The organism is Microvirga sp. 2MCAF38 (assembly GCF_052115485.1).
GTDB lineage: Bacteria > Pseudomonadota > Alphaproteobacteria > Rhizobiales > Beijerinckiaceae > Microvirga.
The window spans coordinates 332095-351728 of sequence record NZ_JBFRGU010000002.1 but is presented as its reverse complement, the minus strand read 5'-3'; the positions used below and the strand labels follow the sequence as shown (position 1 = coordinate 351728).

Sequence of the window (19634 nt, the reverse complement as noted above, 5' to 3'; positions counted from 1 at the left end):
CGTCGGTCGCGTCGAATTCCGATCAAATCGAAGCTGACAGCAAACGAGCGTTGACCAAGGCGATCGGCTGCTGGAGTTTGTGCGCCACCGCATAGCCATTGCGGCCGCGCCGTTTCGCCTCGTAGAGGGCGATATCCGCCGCTTCGAAGAGAGCCGAGAGCGTCTGCGTAACGCCTTCGTGCCACACCGCCACGCCGATGCTGATGGAAAGCGGGATCGTCTTGCCGCGCCAGCAGAATGGGGTGGTCGCAACCAGCCGGACCAACTCATCCGCTATCGCCGTTGCGTGTTCATCCGCAGCGTCGATCATGACAATCCCGAATTCATCCCCGCTCAATCTTGCCAGGGTCTGGCCTGAGCCGAGTTTGTCGGCAACCGTATCCGCGAAGTGCACCAAACAGGCGTCACCCGCCGCATGCCCGAAGGTGTCGTTGATTTCCTTGAATTTATCGACATCGATCAACAGCAGCGCCAGGCTCAAACCGTTTCGACGGGCGCGGGCGAGGCGACGATCCGCGATTTCCAAAAGGCTGCGCCGATTGGGCAGCCCGGTCAGATCGTCGAGCCTCGCGAGTTGGGCGAGCTCGGCGCGCAAACGGTCGATTGCCAGCAGCAAGAAGCCGAGATTCCAGAGGCTCGCGCCAAAAATAACGGCAACGAGCAGGTATGACGCGACATCGTAGTATCGTTCGGTCGAAAGAGCGCCGGTCAGCCTCGCGATGTTCAGGATCGTCTCGGTTCCCTGTCCCGCCATTGCAACAGCGAGCGCGCAGGCAGAAACAATGCCGCCGAGACTTCGGCCATGGCCGATCAGGACGATGAAGGCCAGGCTCATGGGAACCAGCTGGGCAATCGCATAACTCACATTTTGGCTTGCGCGATCATCGCCCGCGAAGATCATCACGGCGATGCCGCCGAGCATGACGAGCGCGTTCACGCGCCACAGCGCTCGCATGCCGTAGAAGCATCGGACGCCCGTCCACACCATGCAAAATCCGAAAATGACGAACGCATTTCCCGCGATGCTGAAAACGCGCGCATATTGCGTGTGCTCGAACGCCAGCAACAAGCCGCCTGTCGTGGTCAGCAGACACGCCGCCAGCAAGAAACGCGCGCCATGAATATTTTGATGAATATAGCAAAATCCTGCCCATACGATGCAAAGCATGACCGAGTTGAGCAGGATGACTAAGTAGAGCGTGAAAAAATCAAGTTTCATTTATTGTATATCTTGATCTCGGCCAGCCTCTGGGGGAGTTGTTGGACCGTCGCAATTTTCCGCGATACTTTCGTCGAATGTCTAAACTTCGGCATGCCGTAACGTTGCGTTATGGCGCTGTCGCGGAATTAAATCAACAGAGAACGGATACGGGACGTCGCGCGATCGACAAATCAGGGCTTCGGTGGGTGTGAAAAGCCGGAGCCCGATGGGGGCGACGTCCAGAATAGTCCCCCTGTTTTCGGAACCTGGCGGCTGCAGAATTTCTCGGCCAAACTGTGGTCGCGTCCAGTTGCCAGTTCGTGCGTCTGGCATTCCGAAACGGACATGCCCATGCTCGTTGCATAATGCTCGGTTTTACTGACCTCCTCCGCGATCAGATAAATCATGAAACCGACCACCGGAATGGCAATGAGCGCAACGATCTTGAGGATGGAGTTTCCCATTCCGCTGCTCTGAACGAAGGCCGCCGCCGCCTCGAAATCGTGGTGACAGTATCGACAAACCAAGTCTTCGGCTTTCACCGTTCGAGCACAGCGGGGGCAAGTCCTGGTGTCGGAAGTCATGCGATGAATCCTCCGGGGATTTATTCATCACAGATACGCTTCGTCTATGCAACCTTCGCGCGAAGTGATGCGGGAGTTCCCGATTTCGGAGGCGGGTATTGAAGCCCGGTGTGTTGGGAATGCAGTCTCTCGGGGACCTCAATCTCCGTCATTCCGGGCTCCGCTGCGCGGCCCCGGAATGACGGCGAGAGGGAGGGGTTACCCCTTCCAAGCTGTGGCGTTCTTGGGAGAAGTTTTGTAGTTTCCCTTAGGGCATGTCGGGGGAGGCTGGGCTTTGAGTGAAGAAAGAATCGAACTTGTCGCCGAGTTGCTCGCAAAGATCAGCGGCTCGTCCTATCCGGAACGGACGCGGCCTGCATTGCGAGCCGTCAACAACCGGCATCGCGACGCGGCTCGTCTCATCCTTGGTGTGCTTGAACGTGACGCAGAGAAGCAGGACGCTTCAGCCGGTACGCGAGACAGCAAACCGTTCAATTTTGCCGAGGATGACCAGCTCTATGTGGGCGTGACGGTCGCGTATCGCCCGCCGGGCGAAAAGAGAGCGATCACCTGTCGCATCGAGGGCATGGATCATGGTCGCGTCTATCTCGTTCCCGTGCAGCCGAATGTCGGTTGGGTGTCGCTCCAGACGCTCGCGCCGAGCACGACTGAATTGGCATCCTGACTCGCCATCGAGAAGCCTGGAAGGCTCGACGCGCAACAGCGTCAACATCAGTGGGGAAAGCAGAGTGACCAAAGAGGAAGTCGAACTCGTCGCGGAGTTGCTCACCAAGATAGGTGGCACCTGGTATCCGGAGCGGGCGCAATCGGAAGCGAGACCTGTCGGTCAACGTCACCGCGAAGTTGCGCGGCTTATTGTCGAAGCCGTCGAACGGTCCAAGGTCACGGATCGAGTCTCGCTGGATGACGACTTGCCGTCTGGAAGTCTCGCAGAAACGGTATCTGTCTTGGTCGATGGCGTTCAGTTGCAGGTCGGAGCAACGGTTGAATACCGTTTCCCCGGTGACAAGAGAACGATCACTTGCCGCATCGAGAGGATGGAAGGGGAGCGGGCTTATCTCGTGCCCGAGCGCCGGGAAATCGGCTGGGTTTCCACCCACACGCGTCTGCCCCTCAAGCGGCTTCGAAACAAATCGCAACCGCCGCGCCCGCCTCAGCCCGGCAGAACAGAAGATGTTGTGGCGTTCGATCAGGCGGCTGTCGATAACGCGAATGTCGAGCCATTGCTCAAACCCGCCGAGCCGATGAAGCTCAATTCCCGATGGGTTGGGGAAGTGCCCGCCGGGATGCAGCATTATTTTGCGTCATCCGGGGATTGGATCGCCTTCCGTCGCACTCCAAACGACCGTTACCTGTTCGATCAAAAAGGAAACTGGATCGGCTGGTTCCCTTGGGATGACGATGACGCGGTCGATCTCAACGGCCAGTATCTCGGCACAGTGGTGGACAACCATCTCTATCGAAGGACATTTCCCGAAACGGAAAAACGCGAGGTAGGCTACGTATTGCCTCCCGACCGTGTCGGATTTTCAGGTTATCCGGGATATGCCACGCCTTGCGTGCCTCCGTTCGGCTTCAAGGACATCGACTTGAGACAGATCCGCACGGGGCGGCGCCCCTGGTTGAAGGCGAGCGGCCCGAGCGGCGCATCCTCCGGCAACCGGACACCATTCCACGCCTTGATGTCGACGCTCGGACTCGGCCGCGCGGTAACCTGGATCGAGCGTATCATCCAGCTTCGAAAGGGGTCGTAAGAGGCTCACTGCCTCAAGGCAGGTAAAGACTTTCAATCCAGGCATGGACTTGGAACGGATCGTCAAGAAGTCGCTGGAACTGAGCGGTTCATTCGGAGGCGAAGAGCGAGGCGATGTGGCCTTGCCTAAAAGAGGGATCAGACTAGCTCTACAGTCATTGCATGCGTTTCGACTGGCAGGCGTTTCGACGGAAATTTGAACTTCTCGTTCGTTCCAGAGGATCCCATCATGAAAAGACGTACGTTCTTGACCGGTGGTGCTACCGCCGCTGTCGCTCTGTCCACAAACGCCGCTCTTCCACAATCGCCACCTGCTGCGGGACAACCTCTTTCACCAGCGGACGTCGCATCCGCTGCGGCGCGTCTGCGAGCGCAATTCGCGAGAGATTTCGACCCTGGTTATTTCGAGCATGTGATCGTCCCGTATTTTCTAGTGAGCACCTATCATGGGGAGCAGCCGATGCTGCCTATGATCGGGGTGGAGCTCACCAAGGAAAACGCTCTGCCGTATGACCTTTGGGGCTTGTTGAGTGAGACGTGGCAGCCTGATCCGGAACACGGCGTGACGGTGTTTCTGCAAGGGCTTGAAAAGCGCGGTCCGGACAATCGCAGAAAGCGGATTTACATGTCGGCTGTGACCCCCGATCTCTATCGGGAAAAATACGGCCCCAAGGTTGTTGCGTTCTTCGACAAGCTCATGTCGGATGCAAACGCCAAAAAGCCGCTAATGCGGCCCTATCTCGAGGCCTATTGGGATCTCTATTGGGATCTCCATCTCGGCGTATCGCATGACCAGATCCCCGACCGCGTGCGCCAGATCGGGAACAGCTTCAACACGGTTCTCGCTTATCGCGATCCGACGCAACGGATCGTGTACGAGAATTACATGACGGTGCGCTCGAACCTCGCGTACCTCAAGGAGTGGATCGCGGAGAAAATCTCCGACATGAAAGCAGGCAAGATCCAGAATCCGGAAGGGACATTTGCCTGGTACTGGATCAAGAACGCGGGAGATGGAGAATACTTCGCCCCCAAGGATGTGGTGTTCGAATGTTTCCATAACTTCGTGGCGTTCAGCCAGTGGGGGAACACGCTCTACAACATCATGCTGAGGCTCGGCTCGGGCACGGGAGATTCGGCCGTCAGGTCATGGTTCAAGAAGACCATGGAGAGCGATTTCGACAGCGCCAATGGCGCGCCGTTCACGCCGCTGGAGCGCTTCACCATGGAACTGTTCCGCACCATTTCACCCAATGGTGGAAGCATTTCCGCTCTCAGCGAAACCAGACCGCCGTATTTCGAGCGTCATGGCTACATGGTGACGCCGCATACGTCGACGAGTAAGGATCCGGTGCATTGGACGAACCCTGCCGAATTCGATCCGTCTCGTTATGAACACGAGCCCACGAGTCAGGACATCGACGAAGCCAAGGCGCTTTCCATGGGCTTTGCAAAATGCCCGTTCGACAAGACGAGTTTCGACCTGAATGACGGTCGTAAGGGATCGATGGAAAACAGCGCCTTCGGAACCGTCTTCGGCAAGATCGACAACAAGCCGCTTCCGGTGTGCGACTATGCCGGTTTCGCACCTTTCGGGTTCGGCTACCGGCGGTGTCCTGGGGAGCAACTCACGATTCACGCCTTCGGCGACTTCCTCAAAAAGGCATGGAAAGACAAACTCGATTTCGTCCAGCTCGATCTCAGCAATCCCGAGCCGCTGCCCATCGGCCCGACAACCGTTATCGGTGACAATATGGGCTTCGTGAGAATGGCTTAGAACAATCTTTGATTGTGTTCAGCCGTCGCAGGCCGCTGCACGCTTGAGAAGAAAAGCCTTTTCATGCTCGTTTCGGGAAAGCGCAGCCGCGCGCTGGAACTGATCCTTGGCTTCGGCAAATCGACCCGCTCGGAATAGAAAATCTCCCTTTGCTGCCGGCAGCGACGAATAGTTGCGTAAGGAAGCGGCCTGATCAATCTCGCTCAAGAGCGTCAGACCGGCTTCCGGGCCGAAAGCCATGCTGTGGGCCACGGCCCGGTTGAGATCGACCACGGGCGAGGGCATGTTCTCACGCAGGGTGTCATAGAGTGCTGCAATTCTCTTCCAGTCCGTCTCCTCGGCCTTGTGGGCACGTGCATGACAGGCGGCAAGCGCCGCTTGCAGGGCATAGGGGCCGTTTGCGCCACCGAGTGCCTCGGCGCGTTCCAGGGCAGCGAGGCCCCGGCGGATCAGCAACTGGTCCCAACGGGCACGGTTCTGCTCAGGCAGGGGAACCAGTGAGCCATCCGGGCCGAGGCGGGCGGAAAGGCGCGAGGCCTGGATTTCCATCAAGGCGAGGAGGCCGAAGACCTCGGGCTCGTCGGGGGCTAGGCCGGCGAGAATGCGGCCCAGGCGCTGGGCTTCCGCGCAAAGGTTGGGACGGGTCAGGTCCTTGCCAGCGGTGGCGGCGTAACCTTCATTGAAGATCAGGTAGATGACCTCCAGAACCGAGGCGAGGCGTTGCATCCGCTCCTCGCCGCGTGGCACTTCGAAAGCCGGGCGAGCCTTGCCGAGCGCCTTCTTGGCCCGGACGATGCGTTGGGCGATGGTGGCCTCGCTGGACAGGAATGCGCGGGCGATCTCGTCGGTCGTCAGGCCGCCGATCAGGCGCAGGGTCAGGGCCGTTCGTGCCTCGCGAGACAAGACTGGATGGCAGGCGGTGAAGATCAGGCCCAGAAGCTCGTCGCCGAGGTCGTCGTCCATGGCGGCCTCAATGGCCTCGACGCTGGTGTCGCGCTCGTCCTCAAGGTCCCGACCGATCTCCGCGTGTTTCTTCGCGAGCATCCTGTCACGACGGATCCCGTCGATGGCCCGGCGCTTGGCCGTGGCCATCAACCATGCGCCGGGATTTCTCGGGATCCCGGTCTTCGGCCATTCGGAGAGGGCGGTCACGAGAACGTCCTGCGCCAGCTCCTCGGCCACGCCGACGTCGCGCACCATCCGCGCCAGGCCCGCGATGAGCCTGGCCTGTTCGATCCGGAAGACCGTCTCGATTGCGTGATGGGTGTCGGTCGCCACGCCTCCGGTTTATGGGAGCGCGAGGAGCGAGGCAAGCAATGGCGGATTTCGGTCCTGCGAAACGAGGAGGCGGCTACCCAAAAATTCTCTATCCAGCCAAGGTGAAGTATGTATTCTTAAGCTTCCCTTGCGTTAATTGTAGGAAAATCCATGTCACGCTTTCGCTGTGATGATCCTGTCTCCGATGACCGGCGTCGCTTCCTTGTCCGCAGTCTCGCGGCGGGTGCCGCCACAACCGTTGCTCTTGCGAGGCCGGCGAGTGCAGCGGGCGAGGCCGTCACGAAGGAGGCTTCGGAGAGCGATAAGCGCAAATTCATGGCCGAGGCGACCAGACTCGCTATCGAGTCGGTCGAGAAAGGCTGGGGCGGGCCATTTGGCGCCGTCATCGTCAAGGACGGCGAGATTATCGGGCGCGGTCAGAACCGCGTGCTCCTCACCGGCTGCCCGGTTTATCATGCCGAAGTTACCGCGATCATGGATGCCTCGGCGCGGCTCAATCCCAAGGCGCTTCTGGGCAGCGACTACAGCAAGGGAACGATCCTCGAGATGATTCCGCGTGAGCCCGGTTCTCCGGATCCCGTGCCCGAGCGTGCCCGCATGCTGAAAGGCTGCGATATCTATATCAACGGCGCGCCGTGCCCCATGTGCATGAGCGCCATCTACTGGTCCCGTATCGACCACGTCTACTTCGCCGCCAGCCTCGAGGACACGAGCGAGATCGGTTTCGACGACGCCTTCCAATACGAAGATTTCGTCAAGCCGTGGGATCAACGGCGCATCGCGGTGACGCCTGGCTTCGAGCGTGCGACCGGTTTGAAAGCCTATGAAGCGTGGACCAACAAGAAAGACCGACACCCTTACTGAGCGAGGATTGTTGCGGTGGTCGGCTGGCACGCAGGGCAAGCCGACCCTTGGTTTTTCTCCTTGCGCCTGGCGTCGTCAGGCCGGTACGGCTTGCTGCCCGGCCATCGCCGCGGCGACGTCCATCCAGACCGGCTCGAACACATGGCCGTCGGGATCCTCGAAGGTGCGGACGTACATGAAGCCCAGGTCCTGGCGCTCGCGGATGTCGGCCTTGCCACCGGCAGCCGCCGCAGCCTCGACGATGGCATCCACCTCTTCGCGGCTGTCGCGCGACAGGGCCATCAGCATGGCGATGGTCTTGTGCGCGTCGGCGATAGGTTTCGCCGTGAAGGTCGAGAAGGAGGTGTGTGTCAGAAGGTGGAAGGTGATGGTGTCCGACCAGACCATCGAGGCTGTGTTCTCATCGCTGAACTGGTCATTCTTGTCGCACCCGATTGCTTGATAGAAACGGGTCGCGGCGGCGAGATTCTTCACCGGCAGGTTCACGAAAATCATCTTGGGCATTGAGGGTCCCTTTGGGTATGCCCCGACCGAGCGTCAGAGCGTGAGTATCGGTTTGCTCTTATCGGTGCACGGCAAGCGGGGGCCGCACTCCGGTGTCCGGCAAAGCGTCAGCGGCGCGTCGCTTTTTCGCGGTTTCGGTCGTGCAGTTCAGCGACCTCCGGTGTCAGGGTTTCGGCGAAATCGGCCATTTCATAGATAGGGCGGATCTCGATCTCGCTCGGGCCTGGCATCGGGTTGGGGCAGCGCTTCACCCACGCGAGCGCTTCAGCCATGTCCTTCACCTGCCAGAGCCAGAAGCCGGCAACCAGTTCGCGGGTCTCGGCGAAGGGGCCGTCGAGGACGGTGCGGTTCGCGCCGTCGAAAGCCACGCGCTTGCCCTGTTTCGATGGCTTCAGACCGTCGCCGGCCAGCATGATGCCGGCATTGATCAGCTCTTGGTTAAACTTACCCATGGCCTCGAGCAGCTCGGTCGAGGGCAGGATGCCCTCTTCGCTGTCCTTAGTGGCCTTCACCATAACCATCACGCGCATCGTCTTTCTCCTTTGATCCACCGAAAGCCCACATCGGCCTTCCTACCCATACGACGAACGAACATCGGCCGGATCGACATCCGTCGAAACTTTTTTCGCGTAATAGAGTCTAGGGCGGCCTTCCGTTCCGATCACCGGGAGAAGCATCTCCTATTGCGTGTGTAGGTGCCGAGGCCGTCCTTCATCGTACCCTGCGTCGTCCTTCCGGCGCACGCAACGCGTAGCGCCCTCGACCCTTTGCACGGCTTGCGCGTTGTCTCGAAGCGCAGCGGTGGGGCGCTTCCTTGGGAGGGCGAGACGGTGGGCCAGAGCGAGATCGATGCCATTCGCGCTTTGCTGGGGGCCAAGCCTCGACCGGTCGGGTGGGATGAGCGGCGGCGGCGTATCGATGAGGTGGGATCGGTCTGGCCTGTTGCCGATGATATCGAGCTGGAGCCGGTTGAACTGGATGGGTTCTCGGCGGAATGGTCCATCGCGCCGGGGAGCGTTGCCTCACGAGTGCTCATGTTCTTTCACGGCGGTGGATATTGCTCAGGCTCCGTCCTCAGCCATCGGCGTCTGGTGACGGAGGCGGGCAGGGCGGCGGGCGTGCGGACGCTCGGCGTCGCCTATCGCCTCGCACCGGAGAACCCGTTTCCAGCCGCGCTCGATGACGCGATGGCCGCGTGGCGATTTTTGATCGCGCAGGGCCTTGCGGCGGAGAACATCGCGGTCGGTGGGGACAGCGCCGGCGGAGGGCTTACAGTTGCGCTCATCAACGCCTTGCGCAACGCGCAGGCGGCTTTGCCTGCCTGCGGTTGGCTGGTGTCTCCCTGGACCGATCTTACCCTGTCGGGCGCGACGCTCACCACCAAGGAAGCAATCGATCCGCTCATTCACAAGGATTATCTCGCCGAGCTTGCCGATGCCTATCTTCCACCGGAGATCGACCGAAAGGATCCGCGTGTCTCGCCGCTCTATGCCGACCTGAAGGGCCTGCCGCCGCTCCTGATCCAGGTCGGCTCGGACGAGGCGCTGCTTGCGGATGCGACCCGCTTCGCGGCTGCGGCGGGCGCGCAGGATGTGGCTGTGACGTTGCAGATCTGGCCCCACATGATTCATGCCTGGCCCATGTGGAATGCGCATCTGGCACCCGGACGTCAGGCCCTTGCGGATGCCGGCGCGTTCATGCGCCGACATCTTTGATTGTAGAGGAAAAGGAAGAGCTTAGAACTTCCATCGATCTACCCACACGTAAGACGATTGGTTTTCTCTGCGGCGGAACTGCAACGAACGCCGCGCTTCATGGATCTATCGATGCAACTAAAATCCGCGCCTGTTGCCCCACGCCAGCACGTGGAGTTGCGGCAGCACTGTCGCGGAGAACCAACGGTCTGCCGCCACCTTGTCGACGAGCCAGCGGAAGCCCTTCATCACGTCGTCGATGTCGGCGTCTTCCTTGCCCGGTCCTGCATGGGTCATCAGTGGAGCGGGGTTGCCGACCTGGAGGTAGATCGGCAGGGCCGGATAGCGGTCTGCCACAAGGCGGGCATAGGCGTAGTCGGCCTCGTCGAACACGACCACCTTGAGGACGCGGCCTGGGCCACTTCCTGCCGCCGCGACGCAATCGTCGAGTGCCTGCCAATCTGTCGTCATGCCGGAGGAGGGCGGTTTCGGGCTCAGCATGAGCCAGTCGAGCGCCGCGAACCACGGTTGCGACACGCTGCCTTGGGTTTCCAGCGCGAACGTGTATCCCTTGCCATGGCCCTGCGCGATGAGCGGTTCCAACGGCTGAAGCGCCGGGTTGCCGCCGGAGAGTGATACGAGCACCGGCACGGAGCCCGCCAGACGCTCGACCCGCGCCAGAATCTCGGCGGAGCTCATCAGCGTCCATTCCTCGCGAAACTCCGGCAGCACCGCGTAGAGCGTGTCGCACCACGTACAGCGGTAATCGCAGCCGCCCGTGCGCACGAACACCGTCGGGCGACCGATCAACGGACCTTCCCCCTGCACGGTCGGACCGAAGATTTCGCTGATGCGGATAGACGCTTTCATGGCCGATATTCCGCCCATGTCCGTGGGGTCTCGCTGACGCGCACGGTTGCGACCTCCGGCCAGCGCGCCTTGCACCAGTCGTAGAGCCATTTCGCGATGACTTCACTCGTCGTGCGGTCGTGTCCCAGCACATCGTTGAGGTGGCGATGGTCTAGATTGTCGTCGATGAAGTCTTTCAGCGCCGACAACTCGCGATAATCGCGGACAAAGCCGACCGGGTCGAGCGTGGCGGATTCCAGCACGACTTCCACTTCGTAATTGTGGCCGTGAAGCCGGGCGCACGGATGCTCCGCAGGCAGGCCGCCGATTACGTGTGAGGCCGAGAACGTAAATCGTTTGGCGATGGTGTACATGGCCGCGCCTATGCCGATTGTCGGGCCTGATGCTCCCGGCACGCCTCGATCCAGTAATCCGGATCCTCGTAGGACGTGGGATCGTCCACGCCCGCGAGATGAAACGCTTCTCGTCGCTCGACGCAGGTGCCGCAGCGCCCGCAATGAAGATCGCCGCCCTGATAGCAGGACCATGTTTCGCCAAACGGAACGCCGAGGCGCGCGCCTTCGCGCACGATATCGGCCTTGTTCAGCCGCACGAACGGCGTGTAGAGCGCGATCTTCGCAAACCCGTCCAGAGCGTGGCGCTGCATCGTCTCGAACGCCTCGATGAAATCCGGGCGGCAATCCGGATAGATGAAATGGTCGCCCCCATGGACGGCGGCGGCCACCGCATCGGCCTCTTCCGCCGCCGCAATCCCGAAGGCGATCGCCAGCATGATGGCGTTGCGGTTGGGCACGACGGTCACCCGCATGGAATCTTCGGCATAATGCCCTTCGGGCACAGCTTCACCGCTGGTCAGGGCCGAGCCTGTCAGCAGGCGTCCGACGGCCGCGATATCGACAACGTCGTGAGGCACGCCAAGGCGCGCGGCGCAGGCGCGTGCGGAATCCAGCTCCTTCTTGTGGCGCTGGCCGTAATCGAAGGATACGAGACGCGTGAGAACGCGCTCCGCCGCGACTTTGTGGGCGAGAGTGACGGAATCCAATCCGCCGGAACAGACGACGAGAGTCTTCACCTGGGTTCCTTGTTTTGACCGGGTAGGCTGCGACCGGATCGGCTCACGTGCCGATGAACGTTGAGCGCACAAAGAGCCCGTCCAGCCCGCTTGTCAACGCCGAAAACGTCGCGCGGCGAGGGAGGCTTCACCGGGTGTGGAGCGGCAGATTGCCCGCCTCAGGGCGCTCGTCTGCAAGGACGACACATGGTAAGGCCGCCGCAAATCCTTCAAGGCCCACCGGAAATCATGATTCGCGTCGAGAACGTCAGCAAGCAGAACAGCCACCGCATCCTCTTCATCGAGGCTTCCGCGACCCTCCAGAAGGAAGAGAAGATCGGTCTGGTCGGCCCCAACGGCGCGGGCAAGACGACACTCTTTCGCTTGATCAACAAGGAGGAGGAACCCGACGAGGGCCAGGTCTCCGTCGATCGCGGCGTCACCATCGGCTATTTCAGTCAGGATGTGGGCGAAATGGCGGGCCGCAGTGCCGTGTCCGAGGTGATGGACGGCGCGGGCCCCGTGAGCGAGGTCGCCGCCGAGCTGCGGGATCTCGAAGCCGCGATGGTCGATCCGGATCAGGCGGACAATCTCGACCGGGTCATCGAGCGCTATGGCGAGGTGCAGGCCCGCTACGAGGAATTGGACGGCTATTCGCTCGAAGGCCGCGCGCGCGAAGTGCTCGCGGGGCTCGGCTTCAGCCAGGAGATGATGGACGGCGACGTGGGCGGCCTGTCCGGCGGCTGGAAGATGCGAGTCGCGCTCGGCCGCATCCTCCTCATGCGCCCGGACGTGATGCTGCTCGACGAGCCGAGCAACCATCTGGACCTGGAAAGCCTCATCTGGCTTGAGGAATTTTTGAAGGGTTACGACGGCGCGCTGCTGATGACCTCGCACGACCGCGCGTTCATGAACCGCATCGTCAACAAGGTGCTCGAGATCGACGGCGGCAACCTGACGACCTATTCCGGCGATTACGAATTCTACGAGCAGCAACGCGCGCTCAACGAAAAGCAGCAGCAGGCCCAGTTCGAGCGGCAGCAGGCCATGCTCGCCAAGGAAATCAAGTTCATCGAGCGCTTCAAAGCGCGCGCCTCCCACGCCGCGCAGGTGCAGAGCCGTGTGAAGAAGCTGGAGAAGATCGACCGGGTGGAGCCCCCCAAACGTCGGCAATCCGTGACATTCGACTTCCTGCCGGCACCCCGCTCAGGTGACGACGTGATCAGCCTGAAGAATGTCCACAAAAGCTACGGCAGCCGCATCATCTACGAGGGGCTCGACTTCATGGTGAGCCGCAAGGAGCGCTGGTGCGTCATGGGCGTGAACGGCGCGGGCAAATCGACCCTGTTGAAGCTCGTTGCGGGCACCACCACGCCCGATCAAGGAACGGTCGCCGTCGGCGGCAGCGTGAAGATGGGTTACTTCGCCCAGCACGCAATGGAGGTACTCGACGGCGAGCGCACCGTATTCCAATCGCTGGAAGACCAATTCCCGCAAGCGGGGCAGGGCTCGCTCCGCACGCTCGCCGGATGCTTCGGCTTCTCGGGCGACGACGCGGAAAAGAAATGCCGCGTGCTCTCGGGTGGCGAGAAAGCCCGCCTCGTCATGGCCAAGATGCTCTACGATCCGCCAAACCTCCTGGTCCTCGACGAGCCCACCAACCACCTCGACATCGCCACCAAGGAAATGCTCATCACCGCGCTTTCACGCTACGAGGGCACCATGCTCTTCGTCTCCCACGACCGCCACTTCCTGGCGGCGCTATCCAACCGGGTTCTCGAGCTGACGCCGGAGGGCGTGCACCAATATGGGGGCGGATATACGGAGTATGTCCAGAGGACGGGGCAGGAAGCGCCGGGGTTGCGGGGGTGAGGGGGCTCAAGGCGCTCGTAGCCGAGACGCATGAATCCCTCCCATGAATCCGGTCGCCGACCCTCCTATAAACCTTGACACGCCATCCGCTTCGCTCTGGCCGGGGTGTGACGAGTTGGGGAAGTGAAGGGGCGGCGGGGTCGTGAGAGACTGGGCGCCGGGGAGCGGAAGCCCAGGCCCGGCCTGGTGCAATTGGATCGGGTTCTCTTATGCCAGACATGGGAAGCAAGTCCGAGGAACCTAAAGCAGCGGAGGCGGAAGTCGAGCGGCTCCGCGACATGCTTGGCCCGTTCGTCGTTACAGCCGCCTCGACGCGAATGGCCATGGTGTTCACCGATGCGAAAGTCCCCGACAATCCGATCATCTTCGCCAACGACGCCTTTCTCGCGCTCACAGGCTACACCCGGGAAGAAGTGCTTGGGCAAAGCTTCAATTTCCTCATGGCGCATGGCGCTGACACCGATGCGTTGGCGCGGATCCAGGCCGAGTTCGAAGGCAGCGAAAAGAGCGGTGAGGAAATTCGCTATCGCCGTAAGGATGGCAGCGAGTTCTGGGCCGCGCTTTTCATAAGCCCTGTGCGGGACGAGGCGGGCGATATCGTTCAGTATTTTGCATCCTTCATCGATCTCACCGCCCACAAGAAGGAGCAATCGCAATCCCGGATGCTCATCGACGAATTGAACCACCGCGTGAAGAACACCCTCGCGACGGTGCAATCGATTGTTTGGCAGGCTTTGCAAACAGGGGCCGACCCCAAGACCATCGGGAAGACTATCGAGTCCAGGCTCATGGCTCTCTCGCGGTCGCACGACTTGTTGACCCGCGGCAGTTGGCAAAGCGCAGGTTTGGGTGACCTGATCGCCGACGCGCTGGAACCATTTGTGATCGATAACGACCGGGCGAAGCGCGTCGTGCTTTCAGGCGAGAACATCCGCTTCTCGCCGAGCGCGGCCTTGACGCTGGGCATCGCGTTCAACGAACTGGCGACAAACGCCGTCAAATATGGCGCGTTCGCCAATCAGACGGGATCGATCCTCATCGAGTGGAAAATCGAGCAGACGCCGCAGGGGAACCGGCTGATCCTGTTCTGGCGCGAAAAAGGCGGTCCACCCGTCACACCGCCGGTCCGCCAGGGGTTCGGTTCGCGGGTGCTCGAACGCGGTCTCCGTGAGCTGAAGGGCGACGTGCGCCTTGATTACCTGCCCGAGGGCGTATTCTGCACGATGAGCATTCCCGTGCCTGAGCCGGAGTAGGGCGCTTCGAAGGGGGCGCGCGTTGGCCGTGACGACTTGAACCCCAGTCAGTCGATTATTCAACCAATCGGTTGACTAATCGTGTATCGTAACTCATATTCAACCGCATGGTTGAATTAAACGCACCTCAGCTGGATACCGTTTTTCACGCCCTCGGCGACGCCACGCGTCGGCGGATGCTTCGGGAACTCGCGGGCGGCGAACGAACGGTGGGCCAGCTTGCGGAACCCTTCGCGATCTCTCTTGCCGCCGCCTCAAAGCACATCAAAGCGTTGGAAAGCGCCGGGTTGATCCGTCGCGAGGTGCGCGGCCGTACCCATCTGTGCCGCCTCGACCCTGGACCGCTCGCCAGCGCCCACCAGTGGCTGGGCTTCTACGAGCGCTTCTGGACCGACCGTCTGGATGTGCTCGAACGACTCCTCCGCGAGGAGGATGCCCGCATTCCCGCACCCAAAGGAGACGACCAATGACCCAACTTGAGACCCTCGACGCCTATGGCGTGCTGACCGAACCTGCCACGTTGAAGATCCAGCGCCTTCTGCCCGGCCCCATCGAGCGTGTATGGGCATATCTCACGCAGAGCGAGCTGCGCCGCCAGTGGTTGGCAGCGGGCCAGATGGAGATGAAGGTCGACGCTCCCTTCGAGTTCGTTTGGCGAAACGACGAGCTTTCCAGCTCGCCCGGCCAGCGGCCGCCCGGTTTTCCCGAAGAACAAAGGATGCAGAGCCGGATCACCGAGCTCGATCCGCCTCACAAGCTCGCCATTACCTGGGGAAGCACCGGCGGCGTCTCCTTCGAACTTGAGCAGGAAGGCAGCGAAGTGCTGCTCACCGTGATCCATCGCCGCGTGCCCGACCGCGCGACCCTGCTGAACGTCAGCGCCGGCTGGCACATGCACCTCGACACTTTGGTCGCCCGCGCGACAGGCAAAGAGCCGGCACCGTTCTGGGATGGCTGGAGCCGCCTCAAGAAGGAATACGACCAGCGGATTCCGGCCTGATCAAATCCACAATCATGTTCCGCTCGGTCCAGCCGGGTGGAACATGTCTACTCGCCGACCAGTCTCTCAAATCCCCAAAAGCTCATCCTGCGGGATCACCCGGTGCAGGCCCTTTACGCGGTCCAGGTCGAATTCAAGTTCCTTGGCGGGATTGAATTGCTGGACGACGACTTTGGAGGGGGTTTTGCGGAGCAGGCGTTTGATGAAGCCTTCACCGTTTTCGCCGTCTTCGTCGGATTGCAACTCGACCACCACGTAGTCCATCACGCGGGGAGGGCGGTGGGGGTCCACGTAGATGCGATCGCCTTCCTCGAATTTCGGATACATGCTCTCGCCCGTGACGCGAAGTGCGTAGACATCCTTTCGGTTGAGGATGCCCGGCGGGCGGGGGGCCATGTCGACGACTTGGCCATTAAAGCGGAAATCTGCGTCGCCGAGCTTGCCGCCGGCGGCCGCACCGAATTCCGGCACGTCGCGCGGGCCGCCGAAGCGGTGCAGCAGCGGCGCAGGTTCCGCCCGGGAAAGATCTACATTGGGTGAGGCGCGACGTTCCGGTTCCGATGAGGTTGAGGCGAGGGCGCCTTGACCGCCCACGCGCTTGCCGCCGGTCCCTTTAGCACTTCCGCTCTTCACGACCTCCTTGACCGCGCCGCCGCCTTTGGCGGCATCGTCCGGGCCGTAGAGAATGCCCTTGCCGGTCACGGAAACGCCGACCGCGCGGAAGCGCTCTGCGTAGCGTTCGGCATCGTTGAGGCCGATGGTGCGAGTGCCTGCCTCGTGGGCGCGATAGGTGCTCTCGGGCCAACCGTTTTCGAGCGCGGCCGCCCGGCCGGATCTGTAACCCGCCTCGGTCCTGGCCGCAGCCAACCGCACGCCTTGCTCTTTCCGAATCTGTATTTCGCTCGTCATGCCACATCATGTAGCGGTCATGCCGCTACATGCCATATTGATGGTTATCGCCACGGTATGTGGCGATTTTCGATATGTGGGAACGCATGTCAAGGTTCAGCGCGTTCCCCAATGTCATCGAGATTTGGGTGACGCCGCGATTTCCGGCATCGCCAGCAAGGACGAGAGCCATCCCATTTCGTCCGAATATTGGGCTATTCGTGGCCGACGCACCTCGGCGACGTATTCAGCGTTTTTACACAACTCCCACGCTGAGGTGCGAGGGCAGAGAGGTGTGGGAGAGGTCAGCGAATGCGAAGGCTGTCCACGCTCCGCCACGCCCGGCAATCCGCCGTAGCTTCCATCCTGCGGCGCCATTTTCGTTGTGGATGAAGAGCGAGGATGCTCGAGCCACATTCCCCGGACTTCCCCGGACTTTGCATCCCCGTATCACCTCCACCGGTTCCGGTTCGTTCCTATCCCCAAAGGACTTGCGCCCAAAGCCCCCCAACGGTAGAGAAACCCAGCCGTTAATGCCGTCGGGGTGTAGCGCAGTCTGGTAGCGCATCTGCTTTGGGAGCAGAGGGTCGCAGGTTCGAATCCTGCCGCCCCGACCAAATCATCGGTTTTCGACGAGAGAAATCGACACGCTCATGCCCGCACGGATCTACAAGCCGGCCAAGTCCGCCACCCAGTCCGGTCTCGCCCGGACAAAGCAATGGCTTCTCGTCTTCGAGCAGGATAAGCCGCGTGAGATTGAACCGCTCATGGGCTGGACCAGCTCGGCCGACACGCGCCAGCAATTGCGCCTCTCTTTCGACACCGAGGAAGAAGCTGTGGCCTATGCCCGCCGCGAGGGCATTCCCTATCGTGTCGAGGAGCCGCAAGAAGTGAAGCGGCGCACCATGTCCTATTCGGACAATTTCAAGTTCAACCGCACGGATCCCTGGTCCCACTAACCGTTAGCCCTGCGGTTTAGGCCCCGTAGCTCAGCTGGATAGAGCAACTGCCTTCTAAGCAGTAGGTCGCAGGTTCGAGCCCTGCCGGGGTCGCCAACGATTTCAATGGCTTAAGGTCGGTTTTCCTTCCCTTGTTTGCGGTTGACCGCTTTGAGCAACGAGCTTTGTCGTGTCCAAGAGGCTTTTTGCCATGAGAAGGCGGCAAGAATTTTATCTATCTCATAGGACCAAATTACGCATTGTTCATTCTGATTCCTTAACGTATTTTGCGGCAGAGCTTAGTAATTACACTTAAGGTCAGCAATTTCCGCAATGGAATACGCTTTGTTGGACGACATTTATGAGGCCTCAATGGTCCCCGATCGGTGGCCTGGCGTCCTGGACAAAATCGCCCAGATTACGGGCAGCGCCGGTGGATCGTTATTTTTTAAAGCGCAAAATCGCACGGGAACCGGCATTTCAGAAGGCGTTGCGGGTATTTATCAGGAATGGCTTGCTGACGTACCAGGAAGAAAAGACACCTGGACGCCTCGGTTGAGAGCGGCCGACGGGCGCTTCAGCCGTGTTGTCGATCTCTATACGCCCGATGAACTGGCGACGGATCCCACCTATGCGGGATTCTTTCATCCCAAGGGCTTTGGCTGGTGCACGGGAATGAGTGTTTCATCGCCTGACGGCGTGAGCGCGACTCTTCAGATCGAGCGGCGGTTCGTGAGCGGCTCGATCGACGACAAGGGCCTCGCCCTTCTAAATCATCTCAAGCCTCACCTGTCCCGCTCCATCGTTCTCTATGCACGTCTCGGCGTGCAGTACGCCCGCTCGGTGGTCGATGCTTTGGAGACTGTCGGCTTTGCCACAGCCGTTATCACACGAAAGGGTGTGATCATCGCTGCCAATGCAGCTTTTCAGAACAGCGAGGCCTGGGTCGTAACGGGCGCGTGGGGGCGCATAACGTTTCGGAATGCGCATGCACAATCGGCTCTCAGAGAGATGCTCGATCAGGTCTCGCGCGGCGATCCCCGGGCCTGGACGTCTGTCATTTCCATTCCGGAGACGGAGGATCGTTCCGCGGCTGTCGCGCGTCTGGCACCCATCTCGGGAGAAGCCCGCGATGTCCTTGGAGACGACGCCGTTCTCATGATGGTGACGCCCTTGGCGGGGACAGCCTCGACGTCTCCCGAAATGCTGCGCCAGATGTTCAACCTGACGAGTGCTGAAGCCAAGCTGGCTCACGCGCTGGCTGCGGGCGGGTCACTGCGAGAGTTGGCGGGGCAGTGGAACCTGTCGCATGAAACGCTCAGGACTCAACTGAGGTCTGTTTTTTCCAAGACGAATACGAACCGGCAAGCCCAACTTGTCGGATTGCTCGGCAGCATGCCAGCTATACAACGAAAAGCTTGAACCCGATGTTGGGCTTGCGCTGCCTCGGCGGTGCGCGGCCTAGCCGGATGTGATCGCCTTGCGTGCGGGGCCGATGTCGCCGTCGACCCAGTGGGGACGGCAGACCGAGATGTAACGGCTCTCGCCGCCGATCTCGATGACTTCGCCGGTTTTTACCGCGTTTCCATTGGGGTCGTAGCGCAGGATCATCGTCGCTTTGCGGCCGCAATGGCAGAGCTGCTTGATCTCCTTGATGTCCTCGGCGAGGGCCAGGAGAGTGCAGATGGCGGGGCTGAACAACTCGCCGAAAACGTTGTTTTTCAGGCCATAGGTCATCACAGGAATCTTGAGGTGGTCGACGATGCGCGCGGCCTGCCAGATATGATCGGGCGTCAGGAACTGCACTTCATCGATCAGCACCACCGTGACCGGTGTCTTCTTGTGGATCCCGGTCACTATGGCTTCGAGATCCTCGGACGGGCGAAGCGGGACGGCGTCAGCGGAAAGTCCTATGCGAGACGACACCTTTCCGACCCCGGCGCGGTCGTCGATAGAGCTTGTAAACAGCAGAACCAGGCCACCGTTCTCGATGTAATTGTAGCGAACCTGCAGGAGTTGAGTGGTCTTACCGGCGTTCATCACCGAGTAGTGGAAATGCAATTTGGCCATGAATCTACTTTCGGACGCCGAATCCTTGATTGGAAAT

Annotated in this window: 21 protein-coding genes and 2 tRNA genes; 13 read left to right on the top strand and 10 right to left on the bottom strand. The window is 60.8% G+C overall.

All coding sequences use genetic code 11. The features are described from left to right. Window positions 1–22: 22 nt before the first annotated feature. The gene (locus AB4072_RS06075; protein WP_441966248.1) at window positions 23–1219 is read right to left on the bottom strand and encodes a GGDEF domain-containing protein; all 1197 of its coding nucleotides are present in this window, start codon (window positions 1217–1219) and stop codon (window positions 23–25) included. 173 nt (window positions 1220–1392) lie between these two features. Continuing rightward, window positions 1393–1785 carry a hypothetical protein gene (locus AB4072_RS06070; RefSeq protein ID WP_441966246.1) on the bottom strand — a complete coding sequence of 131 codons (393 nt, stop codon included), beginning with the start codon at window positions 1783–1785 and terminating at the stop codon, window positions 1393–1395. A gap of 274 nt (window positions 1786–2059) precedes the next feature. On the opposite strand from AB4072_RS06070, the gene AB4072_RS06065 reads away from it, so the two are divergent. From AB4072_RS06065 to AB4072_RS06055, 3 genes are all read left to right on the top strand, one after another. Next, the gene (locus AB4072_RS06065) at window positions 2060–2449 is read left to right on the top strand and encodes a hypothetical protein (protein ID WP_441966245.1); all 390 of its coding nucleotides are present in this window, start codon (window positions 2060–2062) and stop codon (window positions 2447–2449) included. 64 nt (window positions 2450–2513) lie between these two features. Then, on the top strand, window positions 2514–3539 hold the full coding sequence (locus AB4072_RS06060) for a hypothetical protein (RefSeq protein WP_441966243.1): 1026 nt from the start codon (window positions 2514–2516) through the stop codon (window positions 3537–3539). A 228-nt stretch (window positions 3540–3767) separates the two neighbouring features. Continuing rightward, a complete protein-coding gene (locus tag AB4072_RS06055; protein ID WP_441966241.1) occupies window positions 3768–5315 on the top strand; it encodes a hypothetical protein in 1548 nt (515 codons plus the stop codon). An 18-nt stretch (window positions 5316–5333) separates the two neighbouring features. On the opposite strand, the gene AB4072_RS06050 is transcribed toward AB4072_RS06055, so the two are convergent. Next, on the bottom strand, window positions 5334–6593 hold the full coding sequence (locus tag AB4072_RS06050) for an RNA polymerase sigma factor (RefSeq protein WP_441966240.1): 1260 nt from the start codon (window positions 6591–6593) through the stop codon (window positions 5334–5336). Window positions 6594–6743: 150 nt separating this feature from the next. Here AB4072_RS06050 and AB4072_RS06045 point away from each other — a divergent pair, with 150 nt between their 5' ends. Next, entirely contained in the window at window positions 6744–7457 is a 714-nt protein-coding gene (locus AB4072_RS06045; protein WP_441966238.1) for a nucleoside deaminase, read from the top strand. Window positions 7458–7532: 75 nt separating this feature from the next. Here AB4072_RS06045 and AB4072_RS06040 read toward each other — a convergent pair whose 3' ends face one another. Beyond that, on the bottom strand, window positions 7533–7961 hold the full coding sequence (locus AB4072_RS06040; RefSeq protein ID WP_441966236.1) for a VOC family protein: 429 nt from the start codon (window positions 7959–7961) through the stop codon (window positions 7533–7535). Between the two features lie 107 nt (window positions 7962–8068). After that, the gene (locus tag AB4072_RS06035) at window positions 8069–8491 is read right to left on the bottom strand and encodes a YciI family protein (protein WP_441966235.1); all 423 of its coding nucleotides are present in this window, start codon (window positions 8489–8491) and stop codon (window positions 8069–8071) included. 300 nt (window positions 8492–8791) lie between these two features. Here AB4072_RS06035 and AB4072_RS06030 point away from each other — a divergent pair, with 300 nt between their 5' ends. Then, window positions 8792–9676, top strand: a complete 885-nt coding sequence (locus tag AB4072_RS06030) for an alpha/beta hydrolase (RefSeq protein WP_441966556.1) — start codon at window positions 8792–8794, stop codon at window positions 9674–9676. Between the two features lie 117 nt (window positions 9677–9793). Here AB4072_RS06030 and queE read toward each other — a convergent pair whose 3' ends face one another. The 3 genes from queE to queC are packed head-to-tail and all read right to left on the bottom strand — an operon-like array spanning window position 9794 to window position 11597. Next, window positions 9794–10543 carry a 7-carboxy-7-deazaguanine synthase QueE gene (gene queE / locus AB4072_RS06025; protein ID WP_441966233.1) on the bottom strand — a complete coding sequence of 250 codons (750 nt, stop codon included), beginning with the start codon at window positions 10541–10543 and terminating at the stop codon, window positions 9794–9796. Continuing rightward, a complete protein-coding gene (gene queD / locus AB4072_RS06020; protein WP_441966555.1) occupies window positions 10522–10878 on the bottom strand; it encodes a 6-carboxytetrahydropterin synthase QueD in 357 nt (118 codons plus the stop codon). Before queD ends, queE begins: the two co-directional genes overlap by 22 nt. Before the next feature lie 8 nt (window positions 10879–10886). After that, entirely contained in the window at window positions 10887–11597 is a 711-nt protein-coding gene (queC, locus tag AB4072_RS06015; protein ID WP_441966231.1) for a 7-cyano-7-deazaguanine synthase QueC, read from the bottom strand. Between the two features lie 228 nt (window positions 11598–11825). On the opposite strand from queC, the gene AB4072_RS06010 reads away from it, so the two are divergent. The 4 genes from AB4072_RS06010 (at window position 11826) to AB4072_RS05995 (ending at window position 15701) form a co-directional block, all read left to right on the top strand. Continuing rightward, window positions 11826–13448 (top strand): ABC-F family ATP-binding cassette domain-containing protein, encoded by a 1623-nt coding sequence (locus AB4072_RS06010; RefSeq protein WP_441966229.1) that lies wholly within the window; start codon window positions 11826–11828, stop codon window positions 13446–13448. Between the two features lie 218 nt (window positions 13449–13666). Continuing rightward, window positions 13667–14701 carry an HWE histidine kinase domain-containing protein gene (locus AB4072_RS06005; RefSeq protein ID WP_441966227.1) on the top strand — a complete coding sequence of 345 codons (1035 nt, stop codon included), beginning with the start codon at window positions 13667–13669 and terminating at the stop codon, window positions 14699–14701. A 107-nt stretch (window positions 14702–14808) separates the two neighbouring features. After that, window positions 14809–15171, top strand: coding sequence for an ArsR/SmtB family transcription factor (locus tag AB4072_RS06000; protein ID WP_441966225.1), 363 nt, complete (start codon window positions 14809–14811; stop codon window positions 15169–15171). Further along, window positions 15168–15701, top strand: coding sequence for an SRPBCC family protein (locus AB4072_RS05995; protein WP_441966223.1), 534 nt, complete (start codon window positions 15168–15170; stop codon window positions 15699–15701). The genes AB4072_RS06000 and AB4072_RS05995 overlap by 4 nt, the downstream gene beginning before the upstream one ends. Window positions 15702–15767: 66 nt before the next feature. On the opposite strand, the gene AB4072_RS05990 is transcribed toward AB4072_RS05995, so the two are convergent. Beyond that, entirely contained in the window at window positions 15768–16574 is an 807-nt protein-coding gene (locus AB4072_RS05990; protein ID WP_441966221.1) for a S24 family peptidase, read from the bottom strand. Between the two features lie 555 nt (window positions 16575–17129). Here AB4072_RS05990 and AB4072_RS05985 point away from each other — a divergent pair. The 4 genes from AB4072_RS05985 (at window position 17130) to AB4072_RS05970 (ending at window position 18949) form a co-directional block, all read left to right on the top strand. After that, window positions 17130–17206, top strand: a tRNA-Pro gene (locus AB4072_RS05985). Window positions 17207–17242: 36 nt separating this feature from the next. After that, on the top strand, window positions 17243–17548 hold the full coding sequence (locus AB4072_RS05980; RefSeq protein ID WP_441966219.1) for an ETC complex I subunit: 306 nt from the start codon (window positions 17243–17245) through the stop codon (window positions 17546–17548). A gap of 19 nt (window positions 17549–17567) precedes the next feature. Beyond that, window positions 17568–17644, top strand: a tRNA-Arg gene (locus AB4072_RS05975). A gap of 255 nt (window positions 17645–17899) precedes the next feature. Then, window positions 17900–18949, top strand: coding sequence for a helix-turn-helix transcriptional regulator (locus AB4072_RS05970; RefSeq protein WP_441966218.1), 1050 nt, complete (start codon window positions 17900–17902; stop codon window positions 18947–18949). A 39-nt stretch (window positions 18950–18988) separates the two neighbouring features. Here AB4072_RS05970 and AB4072_RS05965 read toward each other — a convergent pair whose 3' ends face one another. Continuing rightward, window positions 18989–19597, bottom strand: coding sequence for a thymidine kinase (locus AB4072_RS05965; protein ID WP_441966216.1), 609 nt, complete (start codon window positions 19595–19597; stop codon window positions 18989–18991). Window positions 19598–19634 lie beyond the last annotated feature (37 nt).